The sequence below is a fragment of the Nostocoides sp. HKS02 genome, from assembly GCF_009707485.1.
Taxonomy (GTDB): domain Bacteria; phylum Actinomycetota; class Actinomycetes; order Actinomycetales; family Dermatophilaceae; genus Pedococcus.
In genome coordinates this window covers 494,673-518,195 of the sequence record NZ_CP046121.1, presented here as the reverse complement: position 1 = coordinate 518,195, position 23,523 = coordinate 494,673, and the positions used below count along the sequence as shown (strand labels likewise).

21 protein-coding genes, 4 pseudogenes and 1 riboswitch are annotated in these 23,523 nt (G+C 70.9%); of the genes and pseudogenes, 6 read left to right on the top strand and 19 right to left on the bottom strand.

Translation table 11 applies throughout. The features are described 5' to 3' along the window. Positions 1–96 precede the first annotated feature (96 nt). Together GKE56_RS02400 and GKE56_RS02395 are read right to left on the bottom strand one after the other, a co-directional pair. Positions 97–1,413: a multidrug effflux MFS transporter gene (locus tag GKE56_RS02400; protein WP_230209134.1), complete on the bottom strand. Its 1,317-nt coding sequence runs from the start codon at positions 1,411–1,413 to the stop codon at positions 97–99. Between the two features lie 51 nt (positions 1,414–1,464). Then, positions 1,465–4,009: pseudogene (locus GKE56_RS02395) on the bottom strand (DNA translocase FtsK 4TM domain-containing protein). 294 nt (positions 4,010–4,303) lie between these two features. After that, positions 4,304–4,416, top strand: a riboswitch (SAM riboswitch). 112 nt (positions 4,417–4,528) lie between these two features. Between GKE56_RS02395 and GKE56_RS02390 the strand changes: the two are divergent. Next, a complete protein-coding gene (locus GKE56_RS02390) occupies positions 4,529–5,854 on the top strand; it encodes an aminotransferase class V-fold PLP-dependent enzyme (protein ID WP_230209133.1) in 1,326 nt (441 codons plus the stop codon). A 29-nt stretch (positions 5,855–5,883) separates the two neighbouring features. Here the strand turns inward: GKE56_RS02390 and GKE56_RS02385 are convergent, their stop codons facing one another. Both GKE56_RS02385 and dapA read right to left on the bottom strand, forming a co-directional pair. Then, positions 5,884–7,569, bottom strand: a complete 1,686-nt coding sequence (locus GKE56_RS02385; RefSeq protein WP_154683191.1) for a ribonuclease J — start codon at positions 7,567–7,569, stop codon at positions 5,884–5,886. Continuing rightward, a complete protein-coding gene (gene dapA / locus GKE56_RS02380; protein ID WP_154683190.1) occupies positions 7,566–8,456 on the bottom strand; it encodes a 4-hydroxy-tetrahydrodipicolinate synthase in 891 nt (296 codons plus the stop codon). Before dapA ends, GKE56_RS02385 begins: the two co-directional genes overlap by 4 nt. A 93-nt stretch (positions 8,457–8,549) precedes the next feature. On the opposite strand from dapA, the gene GKE56_RS02375 reads away from it, so the two are divergent. Further along, on the top strand, positions 8,550–9,341 hold the full coding sequence (locus tag GKE56_RS02375) for a thymidylate synthase (protein ID WP_154683189.1): 792 nt from the start codon (positions 8,550–8,552) through the stop codon (positions 9,339–9,341). A gap of 26 nt (positions 9,342–9,367) precedes the next feature. Further along, positions 9,368–9,817: a dihydrofolate reductase gene (locus GKE56_RS02370; protein WP_230209132.1), complete on the top strand. Its 450-nt coding sequence runs from the start codon at positions 9,368–9,370 to the stop codon at positions 9,815–9,817. A gap of 36 nt (positions 9,818–9,853) precedes the next feature. Here the strand turns inward: GKE56_RS02370 and GKE56_RS18070 are convergent, their stop codons facing one another. The 7 genes and pseudogenes from GKE56_RS18070 to paaA form a co-directional block, all read right to left on the bottom strand. Then, positions 9,854–10,459 carry a 2Fe-2S iron-sulfur cluster-binding protein gene (locus GKE56_RS18070; RefSeq protein ID WP_370518439.1) on the bottom strand — a complete coding sequence of 202 codons (606 nt, stop codon included), beginning with the start codon at positions 10,457–10,459 and terminating at the stop codon, positions 9,854–9,856. A 217-nt stretch (positions 10,460–10,676) separates the two neighbouring features. Then, a pseudogene (locus GKE56_RS18065) lies at positions 10,677–10,982 on the bottom strand (FAD-binding oxidoreductase); the annotation flags it as partial. 5 nt (positions 10,983–10,987) lie between these two features. Further along, the gene (gene paaD, locus GKE56_RS17145) at positions 10,988–11,413 is read right to left on the bottom strand and encodes a 1,2-phenylacetyl-CoA epoxidase subunit PaaD (protein WP_370518482.1); all 426 of its coding nucleotides are present in this window, start codon (positions 11,411–11,413) and stop codon (positions 10,988–10,990) included. 65 nt (positions 11,414–11,478) lie between these two features. Further along, on the bottom strand, positions 11,479–11,736 hold the full coding sequence (locus tag GKE56_RS18060) for a Phenylacetic acid catabolic protein (RefSeq protein WP_370518481.1): 258 nt from the start codon (positions 11,734–11,736) through the stop codon (positions 11,479–11,481). Between the two features lie 43 nt (positions 11,737–11,779). After that, positions 11,780–12,235 (bottom strand): annotated as a pseudogene (gene paaC, locus GKE56_RS18055) (1,2-phenylacetyl-CoA epoxidase subunit PaaC); the annotation flags it as partial. Then, entirely contained in the window at positions 12,232–12,531 is a 300-nt protein-coding gene (gene paaB / locus GKE56_RS02350; protein ID WP_154683188.1) for a 1,2-phenylacetyl-CoA epoxidase subunit PaaB, read from the bottom strand. The gene paaB and the pseudogene paaC, both read right to left, overlap by 4 nt. Continuing rightward, positions 12,528–13,563: pseudogene (gene paaA / locus GKE56_RS02345) on the bottom strand (1,2-phenylacetyl-CoA epoxidase subunit PaaA). Before paaA ends, paaB begins: the two are co-directional and overlap by 4 nt. A gap of 84 nt (positions 13,564–13,647) precedes the next feature. Here paaA and GKE56_RS02340 point away from each other — a divergent pair. From GKE56_RS02340 to GKE56_RS02330, 3 genes are read left to right on the top strand one after another with little or no spacing between them, the layout of a single operon-like run. Next, a complete protein-coding gene (locus tag GKE56_RS02340; protein ID WP_154683187.1) occupies positions 13,648–14,262 on the top strand; it encodes a GNAT family N-acetyltransferase in 615 nt (204 codons plus the stop codon). 9 nt (positions 14,263–14,271) lie between these two features. Continuing rightward, positions 14,272–15,033: an AzlC family ABC transporter permease gene (locus GKE56_RS02335; protein ID WP_154683186.1), complete on the top strand. Its 762-nt coding sequence runs from the start codon at positions 14,272–14,274 to the stop codon at positions 15,031–15,033. Continuing rightward, positions 15,030–15,344, top strand: a complete 315-nt coding sequence (locus GKE56_RS02330) for an AzlD domain-containing protein (protein WP_154683185.1) — start codon at positions 15,030–15,032, stop codon at positions 15,342–15,344. The genes GKE56_RS02335 and GKE56_RS02330 overlap by 4 nt, the downstream gene beginning before the upstream one ends. A gap of 90 nt (positions 15,345–15,434) precedes the next feature. Here the strand turns inward: GKE56_RS02330 and GKE56_RS02325 are convergent, their stop codons facing one another. The 8 genes from GKE56_RS02325 to lpdA all read right to left on the bottom strand — a co-directional run bounded on the left by GKE56_RS02325 (position 15,435) and on the right by lpdA (position 23,507). Next, the gene (locus tag GKE56_RS02325; protein WP_154683184.1) at positions 15,435–15,785 is read right to left on the bottom strand and encodes a hypothetical protein; all 351 of its coding nucleotides are present in this window, start codon (positions 15,783–15,785) and stop codon (positions 15,435–15,437) included. After that, positions 15,786–16,538: a 4-hydroxy-tetrahydrodipicolinate reductase gene (gene dapB, locus GKE56_RS02320; RefSeq protein ID WP_154683183.1), complete on the bottom strand. Its 753-nt coding sequence runs from the start codon at positions 16,536–16,538 to the stop codon at positions 15,786–15,788. It abuts the gene before it with no gap. A gap of 25 nt (positions 16,539–16,563) precedes the next feature. Further along, on the bottom strand, positions 16,564–17,784 hold the full coding sequence (locus GKE56_RS02315) for an NAD(P)/FAD-dependent oxidoreductase (protein WP_154683182.1): 1,221 nt from the start codon (positions 17,782–17,784) through the stop codon (positions 16,564–16,566). 87 nt (positions 17,785–17,871) lie between these two features. Then, a complete protein-coding gene (locus tag GKE56_RS02310) occupies positions 17,872–20,301 on the bottom strand; it encodes a polyribonucleotide nucleotidyltransferase (RefSeq protein ID WP_154683181.1) in 2,430 nt (809 codons plus the stop codon). Between the two features lie 142 nt (positions 20,302–20,443). Beyond that, complete coding sequence (gene rpsO / locus GKE56_RS02305) at positions 20,444–20,713, bottom strand: 30S ribosomal protein S15 (protein WP_154683180.1); 270 nt, start codon at positions 20,711–20,713, stop codon at positions 20,444–20,446. A 122-nt stretch (positions 20,714–20,835) separates the two neighbouring features. Continuing rightward, positions 20,836–21,384, bottom strand: a complete 549-nt coding sequence (locus GKE56_RS02300) for a helix-turn-helix domain-containing protein (RefSeq protein WP_195908216.1) — start codon at positions 21,382–21,384, stop codon at positions 20,836–20,838. 127 nt (positions 21,385–21,511) lie between these two features. Then, entirely contained in the window at positions 21,512–22,081 is a 570-nt protein-coding gene (locus GKE56_RS02295) for a GNAT family N-acetyltransferase (protein WP_230209130.1), read from the bottom strand. Between the two features lie 31 nt (positions 22,082–22,112). Beyond that, positions 22,113–23,507 carry a dihydrolipoyl dehydrogenase gene (gene lpdA / locus GKE56_RS02290; protein WP_154683177.1) on the bottom strand — a complete coding sequence of 465 codons (1,395 nt, stop codon included), beginning with the start codon at positions 23,505–23,507 and terminating at the stop codon, positions 22,113–22,115. Between the last annotated feature and the right edge of the window lie 16 nt (positions 23,508–23,523).

Sequence of the window (23,523 nt, the reverse complement as noted above, 5' to 3'; positions counted from 1 at the left end):
CCAGCACCTCGAGGAGCTGGGCGCCGAGGAGCACCCCGCTCGGGTGCGCCTTGACCGCCGAGAGCTGTGCGCGCATGGCGCCCACCCTAGGGGCGGTCAGTCGGTGATGACGCTGACCCGAAGGGTCCTGGCCGCGACAACCGCGGCGAGGGTGGCGCAGCTGGCCATGACGACCGCCATCGGGACCGCGGAGCCGGAGCCCATCGCACCGATCAGCGGCGCCGCTGCCCCACCGATCGCGAACTGCGAGGCGCCGAGCAGCGCGGCTGCCGTGCCGGCCGCCTCACCGTGCCGGGTGAGCGCGAGCGCGGGGGTGTTCGGGAAGGTCAGGCCGGCGCAGGCCAGCACCACCCAGAGCGGCGCAAGGATCGTGGCGAGCCCACCGATCCCGGTGACGGCAGCGGCGAGCAGCGTCAGCGCGGCCACGGCGGACACGCTTACGGCGGCCCGCAGCACGATGCGCGGGCCGTACCGCCGCACCAGCAGCGGGTTGACCTGCGAAGCCACGATGAGGCCGAGGGAGTTGGCTCCGAACACGAGGGCGAACTGCTGGGCGCTCAGGCCGTAGACGTCCTGCAGGACGAACGACGAGCCGCCGATGTAGGAGAAGAGCGTGGCGAAGCCGAGCCCCGCCACGAGCACCAGCCCGACGAAGGTGCGGTCGCGAAGCAGGCCGCGGTAGGTGCCGAGGACGTCGCGGACATCGGCCGGGCGACGTCGCTCCACCGGCAGCGTCTCGCGCAGCGCGGTCGACGCCAGCGTCACGAGCAGCACCCCGGCCACCGCCAGCACGACGAAGACGCCGCGCCACGTCGTGAACCGCAGGATGGCTCCCCCGAGCGTCGGCGCGAGGATCGGCGCCACGCCGGAGACGAGCATGAGGCGCGACAGCAGGGTCGCCGCGGCCGAGCCCACGAAGACGTCGCGGACCGTGGCCATCGCCACGACCGCCACCGCGGCGTTGCCCAGGCCCTGGAGCACGCGTCCGACGGTCAGCAGCTCCACCGTCGGCGCGAGGGCGCAGAGCACCGACGCGAGGATGTGCAGCGCCACCCCGGCGATCAGCGGCTTGCGCCGGCCGATGGCGTCGGACAGCGGCCCGATGAGCAGCTGCCCGAGGCCCATGCCGAGCAGGATCCCGGTCAGGGTGGCCTGGACCGCCGACTCCGAGGCAGCGAGGTCGTGGGTGATCGACGGCAGGGCGGGCAGGTAGGTGTCGATGGTGAGCGGCCCGATGGCCATCAGCGCGCCGAGGACCAGGACGAACCGCAGGGTGGACCGCGCGCTCGGGGCCGGGCTGGGCGCCAGTCCTGCCGGGCTGGGCGCCGGGCCCGCCGGGACGGGAGCCGTCGCGTGAGCCGCGTGGGGCGTCGTCACGGTGGCGTCGGTCAGCGGCTCGGTGGTTGTGGTCACGTGGGCGCAACGACGACGGGCCCCCAATCCATTCCGCCCATTCCGCCCGGCTCAGTCGCGTCCGGTGAGCTCCCACGCATCGGTCGACTCCGGCGCCTGCTCGTACCCGTCGTACTGCGCCGCGACCGGGTCGCCGTCGTAGCGCGGGTCGCGCCCCGCGGCATACGGCGCCGGGCCAGGCGCGCCGAGGTCGTCAGTGCTGTCGGTGGACCCGTGGCTGACCGGCGCCTGCGCGTCGAACACCGGCTCCGGGTCCGGCACCACGTCACCGCGCATGAGCGCCAGCGTGACCGGGAGGTCGTCGGGCTTCACGAGCACGTCGCGCGCCTTGGAGCCCTCGGAGGGTCCCACCACGCCGCGGGACTCGAGCAGGTCCATGAGGCGGCCGGCCTTGGCGAAGCCGACGCGCAGCTTGCGCTGCAGCATCGACGTCGAGCCGAACTGCGTCGTGACGACGAGCTCGGTGGCCTGCAGCAGCAGGTCGAGGTCGTCACCGATGTCGTCCTCGACCTGCTTCTTCGCCGCGACGACGGTCACGTCGTCGCGGTAGTTCGGCTTGAGCTGCTCGGTGACGTGCTTGACGACGTTCTGGATCTCGGACTCGGTGACCCAGGCGCCCTGCACACGCATCGGCTTGCTCGTGCCCATCGGCAGGAACAAGCGCGTCACCCTGGCCGATGAGCTTCTCGGCGCCCGGCTGGTCGAGGACCACCCGGCTGTCCGCCAGCGAGGAGGTGGCGAAGGCCATCCGGGACGGGATGTTCGCCTTGATCAGGCCGGTGACGACGTCCACGGACGGGCGCTGCGTGGCCAGGACGAGGTGGATGCCGGCGGCCCGCGCGAGCTGGGTGATGCGGACGATGCACTCCTCGACGTCTCGTGGCGCGACCATCATGAGGTCGGCGAGCTCGTCGACGATGACCAGCAGGTAGGGGTACGGGTGGATGACCCGCTCGGACCCGGGCAGCGGCTTGACCTTGCCGGCCCGCACCGCCTTGTTGAAGTCGTCGACGTGCTTGAACCCGAACTGCGCGAGGTCGTCGTAGCGGGTGTCCATCTCGCGCACGACCCACTGCAGCGCTTCGGCGGCCTTCTTGGGGTTCGTGATGATCGGGGTGATGAGGTGCGGGATCCCCTCGTATGCCGTGAGCTCCACCCGCTTGGGGTCGACCAGGACCATGCGGACCTCGTCGGGCGTGGAGCGCATGAGCACCGAGGTGATCATCGAGTTCACGAAGCTCGACTTGCCGGCCCCGGTGGCACCGGCGACGAGCAGGTGGGGCATCTTCGCGAGGTTGGCGATGACGTAGCCGCCCTCCACGTCCTTGCCGACGCCCATGACCATCGGGTGGTCGTTGCCGCGGGCGGCCTGGCTGCGCAGCACGTCGCCGAGGCTGACCTTCTCGCGGTCGGCGTTCGGGATCTCGATGCCGATGGCGGACTTGCCCGGGATCGGGCTGAGGATGCGCACGTCGGCCGAGGCCACGGCATACGCGATGTTCTTGGACAGGGCGGTGACCCGCTCGACCTTCGTGCCGCGACCGAGCTCGACCTCGTAGCGGGTGACGGTCGGCCCGCGGCTGAAGCCGGTGACCTGGGCGTCGATGTCGAACTGCTCGAGGACCTGCGACAGCGACTCGACGACGCGGTCGTTGGCGGCGCTGCGGGTCTTGTGCGGCGAGCCCGGCTCGAGGAGGGCGTTGTCGGGCAGCGTGTAGGTGATGTCGCCGGCGAGGGCGAGCTGCTCGACGCGCTGCGGCAGGGGCGTCGTGGGAGGCGCCTCGAGGGCGGCCTTCACCTCGACGGCGGGGCTTCGGGTGGCGCTGCCCGGCCCGGCGGGCGCGGACGGAGCGAGGACTCCCGGCGCGGTCGGGCGCTTCTCGCCGGGCCGCAGGCGGCGGCCGTCGGGCGCCACGAGGGCCGCCTGCTCGAACGCCTCGTCGCCGTCCAGCGGCCCGTCGGGGTCGATGACGCGGCGGCGACGCCTGGGCTTCTCTTCGGCCGCCGGCTCGGTCTCGTCGGTCGGGACGCCGCGGTGGAGCAGCTGGTCGCGCAGCTCGCGCAGCCGTTCGGGGATCTGGTGGACCGGGGTGGCAGTCATCACGAGCAGGCCGAAGAGCCCCAGCATGAGCAGGATCGGCACGGTGCCGTACGTCGAGACCGCCGCCTGGAGTGGGCTCGAGGCGAGGAAGCCGATGATCCCGCCGCCGTCGCGCATGCCGGCCGCCCCGTGGGGCGGGGTCGGGATGCCTGCGGCGACGTGCGCCAGCCCCGCGGCAGACACCACCATCGCGCCCAGGCCGATGCCGATGCGCGAGTTGGCCGCGCTGTCCTGAGGTGCGCGGAGCAAGCGGGTGCCGAGGAAGAGCAGGGCGAGCGGGACGGCATACGCCACCCGACCGAAGGTGCCGGCCACCACGGCATGGACGACGTCGCCCAGCGCGCCCTCGAACGCCCACCACTCCCGGGCGGCGACGAGGATGGACAGCCCGATGAGGAAGAAGCCGAGCCCGTCGCGCCGGTGCTCGGGCTCGAGGTCGCTCGCGGTGTGGCCGACGCGGCGCACGGCACCGCCGGCGACGTGGGCCATCCCCATCCACGTGCCCTTGACCGCGCGCAGGGGGAAGCGGGAGTCCCCCACCGCTGGTCTTGCCGCGGGCCGGGGACTTGCGGGGCGTGCTGCTCTTGCGGTTCGCGGGCCGCGTTGCTGTGCTGCGGCCAGCCGCGCGCGCGGTGGACGGACGTGTCGCCATGCTCCGCAGGCTACGCGATGGTCACACCCGACACACGTGTCACACGCGTTCCACCCGGGCGAATCTCGGATCCGTGGTCTCAGATGACGGGCAGCGCTGTCCATCCCGTGGCCGGAACGGCTAGGGTCCTCGGTCAAGGTCATGAGTGTCAGCGCGTAGCCCCGGCTTGCTGACCAGCAACCCTCCACCGCGGTGGGGTGCTCCGGGTGACGACCGGGCCGTCTGCACCCGCAGCCGGCAAGCGCGGACCCGCAGCTTCGGGTCCACCGGACCAGGAGTTGTCGCGAATGTCGGTCGCCAGCACCCCACCCCACGCTCGTCGGACCGCTCCCCTGGCAGCGGCCCGAGACCACCTCCGCGCCGTGCCCGCACTCGAACGGGCCGGCGCTGGCTTGCCGCCGGTCGTGTCGGCCGGCCTGGGCGTGCCCACGCTCCACGGAACCGTGGACTACGCCAACTTCGACCACGCCGCCTCCACCCCCGCGCTGGTCAGCGTGAAGCAGGCCGTGGACACCGCCCTGCGCACCTACTCGTCGGTCCACCGCGGCAACGGCTACGCCTCGCGCGTGACGAGCGCGTGGTACGAAGAGGCGCGCGCCGAGGTGGCCGCGTTCGTGGGTGCCCGCGCGGGCGACGAGGTCATCTTCACGCGCAACAGCACGGACTCGTTCAACCTGCTGGCGCGGGCACTCCCCCGCGACACGAGCGTGTTCGTCTTCGAGACCGAGCACCACGCCGCCCTGCTGCCGTGGAAGCCGCGGCAGACCGTGCGGCTGCCCGTGCCCGGCACCCCGGCCGACGCCCAGGCCGTGCTCCGGTCCGCGCTCGCAACCCGGCACGGCCGCCACCGCCTCGTCGTCCTGGCCGGCGCCTCCAACGTCACGGGCGAGGTGTGGCCGGTCCGCGAGCTCGCCGCGATCGCCCGACGAGCAGGTGCCAGGGTCGTCCTCGACGCCGCGCAGCTGGCCCCGCACCGGCACATCGACCTCGACGAGCTCGGCGTCGACTACGTCGTGCTGTCCGGCCACAAGCTCTACGCCCCGTTCGGCGCCGGCGTGCTGGCGGGACGCTCCGACTGGCTCGACGCCGCGCAGCCCTACCTCGCCGGCGGTGGGGCCACCCGCGCCGTCACCGAGGAGGGCGTGCAGTGGCAGACCGGGGCCGCACGCCACGAAGCCGGCAGCCCGAACGTCGTGGGCGCCATCGCGCTCGCTGCGGCCTGCCACACGCTGCGGGCCAATGCTGCGGCGGTCGAGGCACACGAGCGCGCCCTTGGCTCGCGCCTGCTCGAGGGGCTGCGCGCCATCGACGGGGTCGAGACGTACTCGCTGTTCGGCGAGGACCATGACCGGGTCGCGGTCGCCACCTTCACCATCGACGGGCTCGACTCCTCGCTGGTGTCGGCGGCCCTGTCTGCCGAGCACGGGGTCGGGGTGCGGGACGGCAAGTTCTGTGCCCACCTGTGCGTCGACGCCCTGCTCGACGACCCGTATGCCGCGGGGCCGAGCACCGCGGTGCGCGCCAGCGTCGGCCTGGGCACCACGCCCGCCCACGTCGAGCGGCTGCTCGCGGCCGTCGCCGAGCTGGCCGAGCACGGAGCGGGGTTCGACTACACGCCTACGGCCGACGGCTGGGTGCTCGCTGCCGACGCGGACCCGCGCGAGGACCTGCCCACGCGCCCCTGGTAGCGCCGTTCGTGCAGCGAGCCGCCCCGGCATCACGCCTGGATGACCACCGGGATGATCATCGGACGGCGACGGATCTTGCCGCCGACCCAGCTGCCGACCGCGCGACGCATGACCTGCTCGAGCTGGTAGGAGTCGGTGACGCCGTTGCCCGTGGCCTCGGCCAGGGCCTGCTCGATCTTGGGTCGGACCTGGTTGAAGATCTCGTCGTCCTCGGCGAAGCCGCGGGCGGTGATCTCGGGGCCGGCCGCGATCTTGCCGGTCGCGGCATCCATGACGACGATGACCGAGACGAAACCCTCGTCGCGCAGGATGCGGCGGTCCTTGAGCAGGGCCTCGTCGAACTCGCCCACCGAGGACCCGTCGACGTAGATGTAGCCGCAGGGGACGGCGCCGACGATGCTCGCCACACCGTCGACCAGGTCGACCACGACACCGTCCTCGGCCAGGACCACCTGTGCGCGCGGGACGCCGGTCTGCTCCGCGAGCTTGCCGTTGGCCACGAGGTGGCGCCATTCGCCGTGCACCGGCATGACGTTGCGGGGCTTGACGATGTTGTAGCAGTAGAGCAGCTCGCCGGCACTGGCGTGACCCGAGACGTGGACCTTGGCGTTGCCCTTGTGGACGACGTCGGCCCCGAGCCGCATGAGGCCGTTGATGACGCGGTAGACGGCGTTCTCGTTGCCCGGGATCAGGGAGGACGCCATGAGGACGGTGTCACCGTCGCCGACCTCGATGCGGTGGTCGCGGTTGGCCATGCGTGAGAGCGCGGCCATCGGCTCACCCTGGGACCCGGTGCAGATGAGGACGACCTGCCGGTCCGGGAGGTTGCCGAGCTTCTTGACGTCGACGAGCACGCCGTCGGGCACGTGCAGGTAGCCCAGCTCGGCCGCGATCCCCATGTTGCGCACCATCGAGCGGCCCACCATGGCGACCTTGCGACCGGCCTTCTCGGCGGCGTCGAGCACCTGCTGGACGCGGTGCACGTGGCTGGAGAAGCAGGCCACGATGATGCGGCGCTCGGCGTCGCGGAACACCTTGTCGATGGCCGGCGCGATGTCACGCTCGGGAGTGGTGAACCCCGGGACCTCGGCGTTGGTCGAGTCGGTCATGAACAGGTCCACGCCCTCCTCCCCGAGTCGGGCGAAGGCGCGCAGGTCGGTCAGGCGCCCGTCGAGCGGGAGCTGGTCCATCTTGAAGTCGCCGGTGTGCAGGATCGTGCCCCCGGGCGTGCGCACGAAGACGGCGAGCGCGTCGGGAATCGAGTGGTTGACCGCGACGAACTCGCAGTCGAACACCCCGAGCCGCTCCCGCATGCCCTCCTTGACACCCAGCGTGTAGGGCCGGATGCGGTGCTCCTTGAGCTTGGCCTCGATCAGGGCCAGGGTCAGCATCGACCCGACGATGGGGATGTCGGGCTTGAGCTTGAGCAGGTAGGGCACGGCACCGATGTGGTCCTCGTGGCCGTGGGTCAGCACGATGGCCTGGATGTCGTCGAGCCGGTTCTCGATGTACTCGAAGTCCGGCAGGATGAGGTCGACCCCCGGATGGTGGTCCTCAGGGAACAGCACTCCGCAGTCGATGATGAGCAGCTGGCCGGCGTGCTCGATGACCGCCATGTTGCGGCCGACCTCGCCGAGGCCGCCGAGGGCGATGATGCGCACGCCGTGGGGCGCGAGCTTCGGCGGGGCCGTCAGCTCGGGATGGGGATGGCTCACAGCAGTCCTGACTCTTTGAGCCCGGCACGAAGGAGGTCGAGGTGCTCGGGCGGTGACTCGACCAGCGGGAGCCGCACGGTCGGATGCTCGATGATGCCCAGCTCGACCATGGCGGCCTTGGCCATGATCGCGCCCTGCGAGGTGGTCATGAGGGCGTCGACCGCCGGGACCAGCCGGTGGTGGATGGCGCGCGCCTGCGCGAGGTCACCCTGGTCGACGGCCGCGATCATCGCGGCATACTCGCGCCCGGCCACGTGGCCCACCACGCTGACGACCCCGGTCGCGCCCATCGCGAGCCACGGCAGGTTGGTCTCGTCGGCGCCGGAGAAGTACAGGAGATCGGTGGCCGCCAGGACCTTGGTCGTCTCCCAGGGCAACCCCTTGGCGTCCTTGACCGCGACGATGCGGTCGTGCGCGGCCAGCTCGAGGAGCGTGGCGGTGTCGAACGGGATGCCGGTGCGGCCCGGGATGTCGTAGAGCATCACCGGCAGGTCGGTGGCGTCGGCCACCGCGCGGCAGTGCGCGACCAGACCGGGCTGGGTGGGCTTGGTGTAGTAGGGCGAGACCAGCAGCAGGCCGGTGGCGCCGGCGCCGAGCGCACGGTGGGCCATCTCGACGCTGTGCGCCGTGGCGTTCGAGCCGACTCCGGCAACCACCGCGGCGCGGCCGCCGGCCTCCTCGGCGACGAGCTCGACCAGCTGGATGCTCTCGTCGTCGCTGAGCGTGGCGGACTCGCCGGTGGTGCCGTTGACGACGATCCCGTCGTGGCCGGTGTCGAGCAGGTGGGCCACCAGCCGGCGCGCGCCCTCGAGGTCCAGGCTGCCGTCGGGGCGCATGGGGCTGACCATCGCCGTCAGGAGGCGGCCGAACGGTGACGTGGTGCTCATACCAGCAGGCTATCGCCCCCGTCAGGCTGCACCCGCCATGGTCCGTCGGCCATGGTGCGTCGGTATGCCGGACCGCGGTGTTAGCGTGCGAGCGTGCAGCAGTATCTCGACCTCCTCGACCACGTGATGACGACCGGCGTCGACAAGTCCGACCGCACCGGCACCGGGACCCGGTCGGTCTTCGGGTACCAGATGCGGTTCGACCTCTCCGAGGGCTTCCCCGTGCTCACCACGAAGAAGCTGCACCTCAAGTCGATCATCGGCGAGCTGCTGTGGTTCCTGCGCGGGGACTCCAACGTGCGCTGGCTCCAGGAGCGGGGCATCACGATCTGGGACGAGTGGGCCGACGCCAACGGCGATCTCGGCCCGGTCTACGGCTACCAGTGGCGCTCCTGGCCGACCCCCGACGGTCGACACATCGACCAGATCGCCAAGGTCATCGAGTCGATCAGGACCAACCCGGACTCGCGACGCCACATCGTCTCGGCGTGGAACGTCGCCGACGTCGACTCGATGGCGCTCCCGCCGTGCCACACGATGTTCCAGTTCTACGTCGCGGGCGGCAAGCTGTCGTGCCAGCTCTACCAGCGCTCGGCCGACATCTTTCTCGGCGTGCCGTTCAACATCGCCTCCTACGCGCTGCTGACGATGATGGTCGCCCAGGTCTGCGACCTCGAGCCCGGTGACTTCGTGCACACCCTGGGCGATGCCCACCTCTACTCCAACCACGTCGAGCAGGCCACCCTCCAGCTGACCCGCACGCCGCTGCCCCTGCCACAGATGCGGATCACGCCGGGCAAGCAGATCGACGAGTTCGACCTCGCGGACTTCGAGCTCGTGGGCTACGAGGCGTACCCGTCGATCAAGGCGCCCATCGCCGTCTGAGCGGGTCGCCCCCTAGCCTGTCCCTCATGACGAACGTGACGCTCATTGCCGCGGTCGGGCGCAACGGCGTCATCGGTGCCGGCAACGAGATGCCCTGGCGCATCCCCGAGGACTTCGCCTTCTTCAAGCGGACCACGATGGGCCACCCGATGATCATGGGCCGCAAGACCTTCGACTCGATCGGACGGGTCCTGCCCGGGCGGCGCACGATCGTCGTCACCCACCAGCCGAACTGGCACCACCCCGAGGTCGAGACGGCCCACTCCTTGAGCGAGGCGCTGTCGCTGGCCGGTCCAGCGGACGAGGTGTTCGTGTGCGGCGGCGGCCAGATCTATGCCGAGGCGATGGCCTGGGCGCACCGACTGCTCATCACCGAGGTCGACCAGTCGCCGGACGGCGACGTGCGGTTCCCCCGATCAACCCGTCCCGCTGGCACGAGGTGGCGCGCAAGGACCAGGACGGCTTCAGCTGGGTGACGTACGAGCGCGCCTGACCTGCCCTTAGCCGCAGCGTCAGGCGTCGTAGTCGAGGGCGACCTCGTCGGTCACCGGGTGGCTCTGGCAGGCGAGCACCACCCCCGCGGCGACCTCCTCGGGCTCGAGGGCGTAGTTGCGGTCCATCCGCACCTCGCCACTGACGAGCCGAGCACGGCAGGTGCCGCACACACCGCCGGTGCAGGAGTACGGAGCGTCGGGTCGCACCCGCAGCGTGGCGTCGAGGATCGACTCGTCCTTGGTGGGCATCTCGATCCGCGTGGTGCGCCCGTCGAGGTTGACGGTGACGAGGGCAGCGGCGGGCGCGCTGGCGTCCACCACAACCGGCGCCCGAGGCGCCTCCTGCTCGGCCACGTGGAAGATCTCGTGGTGGACGTGGCGCGCGTCGACGCCGGCTTCGGCGAGGAGCGCCTCCGCACCGGTGACCATGCCGTACGGCCCGCAGAGGTACCACTCGTCGACGGTGTCGACCGGCGCGAACACCGCGAGGATGCGGGCGACGCGCTCGGGGTCGAGGCGGCCGGTGAAGAGCTCGACGTCCTGCGGCTCGCGCGACAGGACGTTGATCAGCTGCAACCGCCCGAGGTAGCGGTTCTTGAGGTCCTCGAGCTCCTCGAGGAACATCACCGTCGCCGTGCGACGGTTGCCGAACAGGGAGCGTGACCTGCGACAGCGGCTCCTCCTCGAGCACCGTGCTGACAATCGACAGGACCGGCGTGATGCCTGACCCCGCCGCGACCGCGAGGTGGTGTCGGCTGGCATCGGGCCGGGTGGGGCAGGTGAACGAGCCGAGGGGGCTCATGACGTCGATGACGTCACCGACTGCCGCGATGTCGTTGAGCCAGTTCGACATCCGGCCCCCGGCCACCCGCGCGGAGGCAACCCGCACGGTGCCGGTGCGTTCGGCCTCGCTGCGGGCCAGGCAGATCGAGTACGACTGCCGGACCTCCTCGCCGTCGATGGTGGCGCGCAGCGTGAGGTGCTGACCAGGCTCGAAGCGGTAGTCCTCACGCAGGTCGTCCGGGATGGCGAAGGTGAGCGCGACGGCGTCGTCGGTGAGGCGTTCGAGCGCGACCACCGTGAGCGGATGGAACCTGGCGCGGCGGCGGTGGAGCGTGTCGGTGCGTGGACCGGGAAGCAGGGCCATGGACTTCACAGCGCCTTGAACTCGTCGAACGGCTCGCGGCAGGCCAGGCACCGGCGCAGCGCCTTGCAGGCGGTCGACCCGAACCGCGCGAGCTCCTCGGTGTCGGTGCTGCCGCACTGCGGACACGCGACGAGCCGACGCCGCAGGGCGACGGTCACCGGGCCGTCAGCAGCCCGCCCCGGCGGCGCGATGCCGAACTCGCGGAGCCGCGCGCGACCCCGCTCGCTCATCCAGTCGGTGGTCCACGCCGGGCTGAGCTGGGTGCGGACCTCGCAGGTGAACCCGTTGACCCTCGCCGTATGCCGGATGCGCGCCTCGATCGCCTCCATCGCCGGGCAACCCGAGTAGGTCGGCGTGATGGTCACCGCGACGTGGCGGCGGGCCTCGTCGACCTGGAGGTCTCGCAGGATGCCGAGGTCCTCGATGGACACCACCGGCACCTCGGGGTCGGGGACATCGGCAATCGCCTGTGCCACCGCGGAGCTCACGACGGCGGTCACCACGTCGCACCCGGGTGGGATCGGGCGATGTGCTGCAGCTCGGCAAGGAGGTAACCCATCGGCCGGGAGTGGATGCCGGTCCGTCCGCCGCGCGAGCGCCAGCGCGTCTCGGTGGGCAGCTCGAGCGTCGCCTCGGCGACGACCCCCGCCACCCGGTCGACGACAGCGTCGTGGAGGGTCGACGGCAGCACGCCCAGTCCGGCCTGCGCGGCGGCGACAGAAGCCTCGTCGTCCTCGAACAAGCTCGTCGACATACGGCAGCACGTCGACGAGTCCCTGCTGCATCCGCTCGTGGGACTCACTGGTGCCGTCGCCGAGGCGCAGCACCCACTGGGTCGCGTGGTCGCGGTGGTAGTCGACCTCCTTGAGGGCCTTCTCCGCCACCCCGGCGAGGATGGGGTCCGACGAAGCGCGCAGCGCGGCATACAGCTCGCACTGGTAGCTCGCGAACCACAGCAGCCGCGCCATCTCGAAGCCGAAGCCAGCGCGCTCCTGCTCGACGAGGTGCACGTTGCGGAACTCGCGCTCGTCCCGGAAGTACGCCAGGTCGTCCTCGGACCGGCCGCTCCCGTCCAGCTCACCCACCCGGGTCAGCAGGACCCGCGCCTGGCCGAGCAGGTCGAGGCCGATGTTGGCCAGCGCCAGGTCCTCCTCGATCTGGGGAGCGCGCGAGATCCACTCCCCGAGCCGCTGGGCGTAGACGAGCGCGTCGTCGGCGAGGCCTTGGATGTACGGTGCCGCGAGCTCGCTCACAGGTACTCCACGTCCTCGGGGACGTCGTAGAACGTCGGGTGGCGGTAGACCTTGTCGCCGGCCGGGTCGAAGAACGAGTCGCGCTCGTCGGGCGAGCTCGCCGTGATGTCGGACGCCTGCACGACCCACAACGAGACACCCTCCTGGCGTCTGGTGTAGACGTCACGGGCGTTGCGCAGCGCCATCGTCGCGTCGGGGGCGTGGAGCGATCCGACGTGCACGTGCGAGAGCCCCCGCTTGCCCCGGACGAAGACCTCCCAGAGCGGCCAGGTGGCGCGATCGGTCGAGGGGCTCATGCGACGTCGACCCGGGCACGTCGCGCCTCGGCCTGCTTCGCGGCGTATGCCGTGGCGGCCTCGCGGACCCAGGCCCCCCTCGTCATGGGCGGCCACACGGTGCGCGAGTCGCTCGGCGTTGCACGCCCCGTCACCCTTGAGCACCCGCCAGAACTCGTCCCAGTCGATCGGCCCGAAGTCGTAGTGGCCGCGCTCGGCGTTCCACCGCAGCTCGGGGTCGGGCAGGGTGAGGCCGAGGCGATCGGCCTGCGGCACCATCATGTCGACGAACTTCTGACGCAGGTCGTCGTTGCTGAACCGCTTGATGCCCCACGCCATGGACTGGCTGGTATGGCCGCCGGTCGAGGCGGCGTCCCCGGTGTCGGGCGGCCCGAACATCATCAGGGCCGGCCACCACCACCGGTCAGCGGCATCCTGCGCCATCGCCTGCTGGGCCTGCGTGCCGCGCATGAGGGTCCACAGGATCTCGAACCCCTGCCGTTGGTGGAACGACTCCTCCTTGCACACCCGGATCATGGCGCGGGCGTAGGGGCCGTAAGAGCAGCGGCACAGCGGCACCTGGTTCATGATCGCGGCGCCGTCGACGAGCCAGCCGATCGCCCCGCAGTCGGCCCAGGTCAGCGTGGGGTAGTTGAAGATCGAGGAGTACTTCTGACGACCCGTGTGCAGCCGGTCCAGCAGGTCCTCGCGGTCGACGCCCAGCGTCTCGGCGGCGCTGTAGAGGTACAGCCCGTGACCGGCCTCGTCCTGCACCTTGGCCATGAGGATCGCCTTGCGGCGCAGGCTGGGGGCCCGGCTGATCCAGTTGCCCTCGGGCTGCATGCCGATGATCTCGGAGTGCGCGTGCTGGGCGATCTGACGGATCAGCGTCTGGCGGTAGGCGTCGGGCATCTCGTCGCGCGGCTCGATGCGGCGCTCGGCCTCGATGAGGTCGTCGAACTGCCCGGACTCCGCGGCGTTGAGCGGCTCATCCGGACCGGGCAGGCGGTCGGCGGCGTCCGTGGCGTCCGTGGCGAAGTCGTTGCCGTACATGGCCCCAGTATGCCCGCCTGTTACAGGCTTCTGCAATTCTGCTGGCCCCGTGTTACACGGGGAGTGGGTGACAGGATGGGTGCCATGGCTCCGGACCACCCCCACGACCACTCCCATGAGCACTCCCCTGACCAGCAGCGGGGCCCGCTCGCGGATGCCAGCGTGCGCACCGCTCGCGAGAGCGACGCCCCCGCTGTGGGCCTGGTCCAGGACGCGGTCTGGCGCGAGGCATACGCCGCGGTGCTGCCCGAGGAGGTGCTCGCGGCCTTCGATCCCGCGGCGTTCGCCGGCGCATGGCGACGCTCGCTGGCCGCGCCGCCCGCGGGGGTGCACCGGCTGCTGGTCGCCTGCGCGGGTGACCAGGTCGTCGGTTTCGCCGCCATCGGCCCCAGCCAGGACCCCGATGCCTCTCCCGAGACCGGCGAGCTGACCGCCATCGGGGTCCACCCGCAGGCGCGCCGGGCCGGCCACGGCTCCCGGCTGCTCAACGCCGCCGTCGACACCCTCCGCGGAGCGGGCGCCGCGGCGATGGCGACCTGGGTCCTCGCGACCGACGAGGCAGGTCGGGCCTTCCTCACCCGTGCCGGGCTCACCCCCGACGGCGCCTTCCGTGACCGGGTCGTCTCGCCCGACCGCCTGACCGCGCGTGAGGTCCGGCTGGTGGCCGACATCTCGCGTGCCGCCGACCAGGACACCTGACGACGGGCCATGACCTCTCCGCTGACGACCCCCCTGGCGCGGGAGCGCCGCGCCCAGGTCCTGCGCCAGTCGCTGTCCGTCGCGCTCGCGACGGGTGCGTACGGCATCAGCTTCGGCGCGCTGTCGGTCGCCGCCGGGCTCAACCTGTGGCAGACCCAGGTGCTGTCGCTGCTGTTGTTCTCGGGCGGGTCGCAGTTCGCGTTCGTGGGGATCATGGCCGGTGGACCTGCCGGGGCCGTCGCCGCGATCGCCACCTCCACACTCCTCGGCGTCCGCAACAGCCTCTACGGTCTGCAGGTCTCACGCCTGCTCGACGTCCGCGGGCCACGCCGAGTCGCCGCCGCCCAGCTGACCATCGACGAGTCGACGGCGGTCGGGGTGGCCCAGCCCGAGGCAGCGGCGGGCCGGCTCGGCTTCTGGGCGACCGGCGTCGGGGTCTACGTGCTGTGGAACGCCATGACGCTGGTCGGCGCCCTCGTGGGTGACGCGATCGGTGATCCCAAGCGGTACGGGCTCGACGCCGCTGCTGCCGCCGCGTTCTGCGGGCTGCTCGCCCCTCGGCTGAAGTCCCGCGACGCGTTCGCCATCGCGGCGGTTGCGGCGGTGGTGGCCGTGCTGGTCGCACCCCACGCCCCAGCCGGGGTGCCCGTCCTGGTGGCTGCCCTGTCAGCGCTGCTCGCCGGGTTCTGGCGACGCGCCCACCACGACCCGGCCCCGCCGCACCGCTGGGTCGACGAGCCGACCAGCTCTGAGAGTCCGGAGACCCGATGACCCTGTGGACCGCCGTCATCGCCGCCGGTTCGCTGGCCTTCCTCCTGAAGTACCTCGGCTACGTCGTGCCGACCCGCTGGCTCGAGGGTGAACGCACGAGCCGGGTCACCTCCGCCCTGCCGATCGCCCTGCTCGCCGCCCTGGTCGGGGTCCAGACCCTCACGAGAAGCAGCGGCGCGGTGGTGCTGGACTCCCGTGCAGGGGCCGTGGCCGTCGCCGTCGTGGCGCTGGCGCTGCGGGCCCCGTTCATCGTCGTCGTGGTGCTCGCGGCCCTGGTCGCGGCCGGGCTGCGGATGCTCGGCCTCCCCTAATCCGGCCTCCCCTCCACTTCTTGCCCTGAATCCACCGGTTTCGGCGTCCAGAACCCCCGAGACGGTGGATTCAGGGCAAGAAGTCGGCAGTCAGGCGGGGCGGGAGGTCCGCCAGGCTCGGACCGCGGCGCGGAAGTGGCGTTGCTCGCGAGCCCGGTCGCCGGCCACCCGGCATACCTCCGCCTGCGCCAGCTCCTCGCCCCACTCTCCCTGCGCGCCGTGCTCGCGTGCGTGCGCCATCATCGCCGCGCCGTCCCGAGCCAGCCGGACCAGCGGCACCATCGCGACCAGCGCCAGCACCGGCACGAGGATGACCGCGATCCCCAGCAGGACCGGCACGAGGCGCCCGTCACGGATGAGCTCCACCCCCCGCCAGCCGATGGTCGCGCTGTAGAACCCGAGGACGACCAGCAGGACGACCGCAGTGACCCTCTCGCGCACTCAGGCGTCCAGTCCGAGGTAGTGCTCCAGCCCGACGGTGAGGCCGAGGTGGGCGCCGACCCCGCGGATGCCCTCAAGGACCCCCGGCATGAACGAGGCGCGGTCGAACGAGTCGTGGCGCAGGGTGAGCATCTCGCCCTCCGCGCCGAGCAGGACCTCCTGGTGGGCGACCAGCCCGCGCAGCCGGACCGAGTGCACCGGTATGCCGTCGACGCGGGCCCCCCGCGCGCCATCGGGGTCCTGGGTGGTGGCGTCCGGGACGTCACCGAGACCGGCGTCCGAGCGGGCCTGGGCGATCAGCCGTGCGGTCCGGGCCGCGGTGCCGGACGGCGCGTCGACCTTGCCGGGGTGGTGCAGCTCGACGACCTCGACCGACTCGTAGAAGCGCGCCGCCTGCTGGGCGAAACGCATCATGAGGATCGCGCCGATCGCGAAGTTCGGGGCGATGAGCACGCCGACGGCCTGGTGCTCGGCCAGCTGGCCCCGAAGCGCGTCCAGCCGGTCGTCGTCCCAGCCGGTGGTGCCGACGACGACGTGGACGCCGCGCTCGACGCAGTACGCGACGTTCGCCGGCGACGCGTCGGGCACGGAGAACTCGACGACCACCTGCGCCCCGCCGAGGTCACCGAGGTCGTCCCCGGCGTCGAACCGGCCAGCCAGCTCGAGGCCCTCAGCGGCATCCACGGCCCGGCAGACCTCAGAACCCATTCGGCCGTTGGCTCCGATGACGGCCACCCTGATCGTGTCGCTCACGGTCGCCAGCGTAGCGAGGGCGGCGTCAGGCGAGATCCTCGAGGGGGACGGAGGGATTGGCCAGCCGGGCTGGGTCGATGGCGGCACGCGTCCGGATCAGGGCCTTGATCGGCTCCGTGACATCCCAGATGTTGACGTTCATCCCGGCGATGACGCGGCCGTCCCGGGTCCAGAAGGCGATGAACTCGCGGGAGGCGAGCTCGCCCCTGACCACGACCTCGTCGCTGGGGTCGGCCAGGCCGGTGTACTCCATGCCGAGGTCGTACTGGTCGGTGTAGAAGTACGGCAGCTCCGGCTCGGGCCCGTCCTCGTCGAGCATCGCCGGCGCCACGATCTGCGGCTGGTTGAGCGCATTGGCCCAGTGCTCGACGCGCACCCGGTGGCCGAGGAACGGGTGCTCGACATTGGCCACATCGCCTACGGCGAAGATGTCCCAGTCACTGGTGCGGCCGACGGCGTCGCAGGTGATGCCGTTGTCGACGTCCAGACCTGCGTCCTGCGCCAGCTCGACGTTGGGAGCCGCGCCGATCCCGACGATCACCGTGTCGGCAGGAACCACCTCGCCGCTGGCCAGCCGTACCCCGGTCACCGAACCATCGCCCTCGATCGCCTCGACCGTGACCTCGGTGCGCACGTCGACGTCGTGCTCGCGGTGCAGATCTGCGAAGACCTGGGCGACCGTCGGTCCGAGCACCCGCACCAGCGGGAGCTCCAGGGACTCCAGCACGGTGACCTGAGCGCCCCGTTCGCGCGCTGCGGCGGCCACCTCGAGTCCGATCCACCCTCCCCCGATGAGGACGACCCGGCGCCCGGGCCGAAGGGCCCCGCGGATGGCGTCGCTGTCCTCGATGGTCCGCAGGCTCAGCACGCCGGTGAGCGTCGACCCCGGGAGCGAGAGCGTCCTCGGCGAGCTCCCCGTGGCGAGCAGCAGCCGGTCGTACTCGACCCTGTCCCCCGCCTCGGTGACGACGGCCTTGGCGGCGCGGTCGATCGCGGCCACCCGGGTGCCGGTGCGCAGGTCGACGTCGTGGTCGGCATACCACTGCTGGTCGTGGACGAACGCGTCCTCGAGCTTCTCACCGGTCTTCAGGTAGTCCTTGGACAGCGGCGGCCGCTCGTACGGCAGGTGCTCCTCACCGGCGAACAGGACCAGCTGGCCGTCGAACCCCAGCTCGCGCAGCTGCTCCACCGCCTTGGCTCCCGCAAGCCCGCCGCCGACCACCACGAACGTTCGATCTGCTGCCATGGGCCCAGCCTTGGGCGAATGCGGCGGGCATGCAAGCGGGCCGGCACCCCAAGGGGTACCGGCCCGCTCATGGGTGATGCGGGTGAACTACTCCTGAACGGCCTCGGGGGCGTCGGACGCACCCTCGGCGCGGTCGCCACGGTCGCCGCCGCGACGACGGTTGCGGCTGCGGCTGCGGCCGCCCTCGCGACGCTCGCCACCATCGCGGTCGCCACCATCGCGCTCGCCGTCGGCATCGACGGCCGAGTCGGATGAGTCGGCCGAGTCGGCCTCGCTGCCCGCGGCGGGAACCGTCGCGTCGCCCTCGGCGACAGCGGCGGAGTCGCCACTCTCACCTTCGGGGAGCACGGCGGCCAGGGAGAGCTTGCCGCGCGGGTCGATCTCCTTGAGCTCGACCTGGACCTTCTGGCCGACGGCCAGGACGTCCTCGACGTTGTCGATCCGCTTGCCGCCGACGAGCTTGCGCACCTCGGAGATGTGCAGCAGGCCGTCCTTGCCAGGCAGGAGCGAGATGAACGCACCGAAGGTCGTGGTCTTGACCACGGTGCCCATGAAGCGCTCACCGACCTCAGGCATCTGCGGGTTGGCGATGGCGTTGACCATCGCGCGAGCAGCCTCGGCCGAGGGACCGTCGGTCGCACCGATGTAGACGGTGCCGTCGTCCTCGATGGAGATCTGGGCGCCGGTCTCGTCCTGGATCTGGTTGATCATCTTGCCCTTCGGCCCGATGACCTCACCGATCTTGTCGACGGGGACCTGCACCGAGATCACGCGGGGCGCGAACGGGCTCATCTCGTCGGGGACGTCGATGGCCTCGTTCATGACGTCGAGGATGTGCAGGCGAGCGTCGCGGGCCTGGGTTAGCGCGCCAGCCAGGACCGAGGCGGGGATGCCGTCGAGCTTGGTGTCGAGCTGGATGGCCGTGACGAACTCGCGGGTGCCGGCGACCTTGAAGTCCATGTCACCGAACGCGTCCTCGGCGCCGAGGATGTCGGTGAGCGCGGCGTACTGCGTCTGCCCGTCGACCTCGTCGGAGACCAGGCCCATGGCGATGCCCGCGACCGGGGCGCGCAGCGGCACACCGGCGTTGAGCAGCGACAGGGTCGAGGCGCAGACCGAGCCCATGGACGTCGAGCCGTTGGAGCCGAGGGCCTCGGACACCTGACGGATCGCGTAGGGGAACTCCTCGCGGGTCGGCAGCACGGGCATGAGTGCCCGCTCGGCGAGCGCGCCGTGACCGATCTCGCGACGCTTGGGCGAACCCACGCGGCCGGTCTCACCAGTGGAGAACGGCGGGAAGTTGTAGTTGTGCATGTAGCGCTTGCGCGTCACCGGCGAGAGCGTGTCGAGCTGCTGCTCCATGCGGAGCATGTTGAGCGTGGTGACCCCCATGATCTGGGTCTCGCCGCGCTCGAACAGCGCCGAGCCGTGGACTCGCGGCAGGACCTCGACCTCGGCGCCGAGGGCGCGGATGTCGGCGAGGCCGCGGCCGTCGATGCGGACCTTGTCACGCAGGATGCGCTGACGGATCAGCTTCTTCTGCACGGACCGGTATGCCGCGGACAGCTCCTTCTCGCGACCCTCGAACTTCTCGGCGAGCGAGGCCTTCATCGACGCCTTGATCTCGTCGATGCGGTCCTCGCGCTCCTGCTTGCCGGCGATGGTGAGCGCCTGGGCGAGGTCGCCCGAGGTCGCGGACTCGACCGCGGCGAACGCGTCGTCCTCGTAGTCGAGGAAGATCGGGAACTCCTGGACGGGCTTGGCGGACTTGCTCGCCAGCGCGGCCTGGGCCTCACAGAGCGCCTTGATGAACTTCTTGGATGCCTCGAGGCCCTCAGCGACGACCTCTTCGGTCGGCGCCTGCTTGCCCTCGTTCTTCACGAGGTTCCAGGTCGACTCGGTGGACTCGGCCTCGACCATCATGATCGCCACGTCGTCGCCCGCAATACGGCCGGCGACGACCATGTCGAAGGTCGAGCGCTCGATGTCGGAGAAGTTCGGGAACGCGACCCACTGACCGTCGATCAGGGAGATGCGCACGCCACCGATCGGACCAGAGAACGGCAGACCGGAGATCTGGGTCGATGCGCTCGCGGCGTTGATGGCCAGCACGTCGTACTGGTGGTCGGGGTTGAGTGCCAGGACCGTGATGACGACCTGGACCTCGTTGCGCAGGCCCTTGGTGAAGGTCGGGCGCAGCGGCCGGTCGATCAGGCGGCAGGTGAGGATCGCGTCCGTGGACGGGCGGCCCTCACGACGGAAGAACGAGCCGGGGATCTTGCCCGCGGCATACATGCGCTCTTCGACGTCGACGGTCAGGGGGAAGAAGTCGAATCCCTCGCGCGGGCTCTTGCCGGCGGTGGTGGTGGACAACAGCATCGTGTCGTCGTCCAGGTATGCGGCGACGGCGCCGCCGGCCTGCTTGGCCAGGCGCCCGGTCTCGAACCGGACGGTACGGGTGCCGAACGTGCCGTTGTCGATCACGGCTTCGGCGAACTGAATCTCTGGACCCTCCATGGGCCCTCCTTCTCTATGTCTCTCAAATGACCCTGGTGCATCGTCGTTGTGCACGGGCGTTCTTCTGGGTGGTGCTGGTGGAGATGACTCTCCTCATGCGGCAGGGGCGGCCCTCAGCGTGAGGACCGCCCCTGACGGATGCTTATCGGCGCAGACCGAGGCGCTTGATCAGCGAGCGGTAACGCTCGACGTCGACGCTCTCCAGGTAACGCAGGAGGCGGCGGCGCTGGCCGACCAGGAGCAGGAGGCCGCGGCGGCTGTGGTGGTCGTGCTTGTGCTGCCGCGAGTGCTCCGTGAGGTCGAGGATGCGCTGCGTGAGCATCGCGATCTGGACCTCGGGGGAACCGGTGTCGCCCTCGTGCGTGGCGTACTCGGACATGATCTGCTTCTTGACGTCGGTGCTCAACGGCATAAGGTCGACACTCTCCTTCTCGGGTTGTTGCGCGGTGCGCCAGGGCATGTCCACCTGGGCTCTCTTGAATCCGCGGCCGGTCTACGGCGGTGCCAAGGCTACCAGCGCCCCCAGCGCGCGCCCTAATCGCCGTCGGCACGGGCCAAGGCGACCAGGGTGGCTGCCCGAGCTGGCCACCACCGCGTCCTCCCGTACATCCGCTCCTGGCGGCGGAACTCCAGCTGAGCCGCTGTGGGGTGGTCGGGCCGTTCGCCGCGAATGCGGGACTCGTCGTCGCCGAGACGATCCGACGTCGCGCGCCGGTGGTACCAGGCCACGGGAGGCATGCGGTCGTACCGAGGCGACCTGAGCCGCTCGTGCGGCACCTGGTCGGGAGGCAGCAGGTCGAGGTGGGCCGGGAACCGTCGGCCGGCGTTGTCGCGGACCGCGTCCGCAGGAAACGGACCGACCTCCCGGTCGTCCGCGTCGAGGACTGCGAGTCGCAGTCCAGTCGGCTCGAGAAGCTGGGCGAGGACCTCGACGCTGACCCCCTTCGCCCCCGACTCCACGCCGCCGACCGTCGATGCCGCCACCCCGGCCGCCGCCGCCAGCTCACGCTGGCTCAGCCCAGCCACGCGGCGCGCCTGCGCAAGCAGTGCGCCGACCTCGAATCGACCTCGCAGTTCCGCCACGGTCCGAACTTCCCACGACCCACCGACAGCGAGCCCCTCCCGCAGGGTCGGACCAAGCGTTACGTCACTGCTCACTCACAGCGAGCAGTGGCGTATCAGTCGTGCGCACCCCCATCGAGGGGGCGTGTCAGCCTCCGACGGGGCGGGACGACGCCTGACCGGACGCCCCCCACTCCTCGGCGAGCACCGCGTAGATGGCGAGGTCGGTCCAGCGCTCCTTGAACCACGAGGCCTGGCGGAAGGTCGCCTCGTGCCGCATCCCGAGTCGTTCGCAGATCCGGGACGACGGCGTGTTCTCGGGCTCGAGCTTCGCCCAGACCCGGTGCGCTCCCACCTCGCGAAAGGCAGCGTCGACCAAGGCCCTCGCGGCCTCGGTGGCGTAACCGTGCCCAGCCACGTCGGGTGCGAACACCCAGCCCACCTCGGCCTGCCGGCCGTCATGGCCGTCGAGTCCGTCGAGGTGCAGCAGCACGTCGCCCACGACCCGCCCATCGAGCTCTACCGCGAGGGTCAGGATCGGCGAGGTGGGCTCGAGGCGACCGGCCGTGGCGCGCTCGGCGACCAGGTCGGCCACCTGCTCGCGGGTCTTGGGCGCTCCCGGGATGTAGCGCACGACCTCGGGGATCGAGCGGTAGGCGAACACGTCCGCCTCGTCCCCCGGGCGCAGGCTGCGCAGCACGAGGCGCTCGGTGTGCATGGGCAGCGACACCCGCGACATCGGTCGGCCCTCAGAGGTTGATCATGTGGCCGGCGATGCCCTCGACGGCTTCCTTGACCGCCTCGGACAGGGTGGGGTGCGCGAAGACGTTGCGAGCCACCTCGTCGGCGGTGAGGTCCCACTTCTGCGCCAGGGTCAGTGCGGGCAGCAGCTCGGTGACGTCCGGGCCGATCAGGTGCGCCCCGAGGATCTCGTTGTGCTTCGCGTCAGCGACCACCTTGACGAAGCCGACCGCGTCACCGAGGCCCATCGCCTTGCCGTTGGCGGAGAACGGGAACTTGGCGACCTTGACGTCGTAGCCCTTCTCCTTGGCCTGCTCCTCGGAGTATCCGAACGAGGCGATCTGGGGCTGGCAGTAGGTGGCCCGCGGGATGAAGTCGTACTCGACCGGCATCGTGTCGGCGCCGGCCATGGTCTCGGCAGCCACCACGCCCTGGGCCTCAGCGGTGTGGGCCAGCATGAGCTTGCCGGTGACGTCCCCGATCGCGTAGACGTTGTCGACGTTGGTGCGGCAGTGGTCGTCGATGACGATGGCACCGCGCTCGGTGGCCACGCCCAGCGCTTCGAGACCGAAGCCCTCGAGCCGCGGGGCGAAGCCGATGGCCTGCAGCACCTTGTCGGTCTCGATGACCCGGGAGTCTCCCCCTGCGGCCGGTGAAACCGTGACCCTGACCTTCTCGCCGCTGTCGTCAATGGACTCGACCTTGGTCGACAGCAGCACGGTGATGCCGAGCTTCTTGTAGTGCTTGAGCAGCTCCTTGGAGACCTCGGCATCCTCGGTGGGCACCATGCGGTCGAGGAACTCGACGATGGTCACGTCGACACCGAAGTTCTTCAGGACGTAGGCGAACTCGACCCCGATGGCACCCGACCCGGCGATGACGATCGAGCCGGGCAGCTGGTCGGTGAGGATCTGCTCCTCGTAGGTGACCACGCGGTCGGACAGCGAGGTGCCCGGGATGAGGCGGGTGGTCGCCCCCGTGGCGATGATGAGCTTGTCGAAGGTGACCGTCTGCTTCTCGCCGGAGTTGAGGGCCACGTCCATCGAGGTGGCGCTCGTCAGGGTGCCCCAGCCGTCGATCTCGGTGATCTTGTTCTTCTTCATGAGGAAGTGGACGCCCTTGACGATGCCCGCGGAGACCGACCGCGAGCGCGCGTGGGTCGGCCCGAACGACATCGTGGCGTCGCCCTCGATCCCGAACTTGTCCTTCTCGTGCTGGAGGATGTGGGCGAGCTCGGCGTTGCGCAGCAGCGCCTTCGACGGGATGCACCCGACGTTGAGGCAGACGCCACCCCAGTACTTGCTCTCCACCACCGCGGCCTTGAGTCCGAGCTGCGAGGCGCGGATTGCCGCGACATACCCACCAGGACCAGCACCGAGAACGACAACATCGAAGTCAGCCATGGGGGGCAGCCTACTG

Bases quoted from the DNA above. Each gene is read 5' to 3' on its own strand.
- GKE56_RS02315 (WP_154683182.1), bottom strand. From the start codon at position 17,784: ATGGCAGCAGATCGAACGTTCGTGGTGGTCGGCGGCGGGCTTGCGGGA.
- dapA (WP_154683190.1), bottom strand. From the start codon at position 8,456: ATGAGCACCACGTCACCGTTCGGCCGCCTCCTGACGGCGATGGTCAGC.
- GKE56_RS02295 (WP_230209130.1), bottom strand. From the start codon at position 22,081: ATGCACACCGAGCGCCTCGTGCTGCGCAGCCTGCGCCCGGGGGACGAG.
- GKE56_RS02310 (WP_154683181.1), bottom strand. From the start codon at position 20,301: ATGGAGGGTCCAGAGATTCAGTTCGCCGAAGCCGTGATCGACAACGGC.
- GKE56_RS02330 (WP_154683185.1), top strand. From the start codon at position 15,030: ATGACCCTGTGGACCGCCGTCATCGCCGCCGGTTCGCTGGCCTTCCTC.
- GKE56_RS18060 (WP_370518481.1), bottom strand. From the start codon at position 11,736: ATGTCGACGAGCTTGTTCGAGGACGACGAGGCTTCTGTCGCCGCCGCG.
- GKE56_RS02335 (WP_154683186.1), top strand. From the start codon at position 14,272: ATGACCTCTCCGCTGACGACCCCCCTGGCGCGGGAGCGCCGCGCCCAG.
- GKE56_RS18070 (WP_370518439.1), bottom strand. From the start codon at position 10,459: ATGTTCCTCGAGGAGCTCGAGGACCTCAAGAACCGCTACCTCGGGCGG.
- rpsO (WP_154683180.1), bottom strand. From the start codon at position 20,713: ATGCCGTTGAGCACCGACGTCAAGAAGCAGATCATGTCCGAGTACGCC.
- GKE56_RS02340 (WP_154683187.1), top strand. From the start codon at position 13,648: ATGGCTCCGGACCACCCCCACGACCACTCCCATGAGCACTCCCCTGAC.
- GKE56_RS02370 (WP_230209132.1), top strand. From the start codon at position 9,368: ATGACGAACGTGACGCTCATTGCCGCGGTCGGGCGCAACGGCGTCATC.
- lpdA (WP_154683177.1), bottom strand. From the start codon at position 23,507: ATGGCTGACTTCGATGTTGTCGTTCTCGGTGCTGGTCCTGGTGGGTAT.
- paaB (WP_154683188.1), bottom strand. From the start codon at position 12,531: ATGAGCCCCTCGACCGATCGCGCCACCTGGCCGCTCTGGGAGGTCTTC.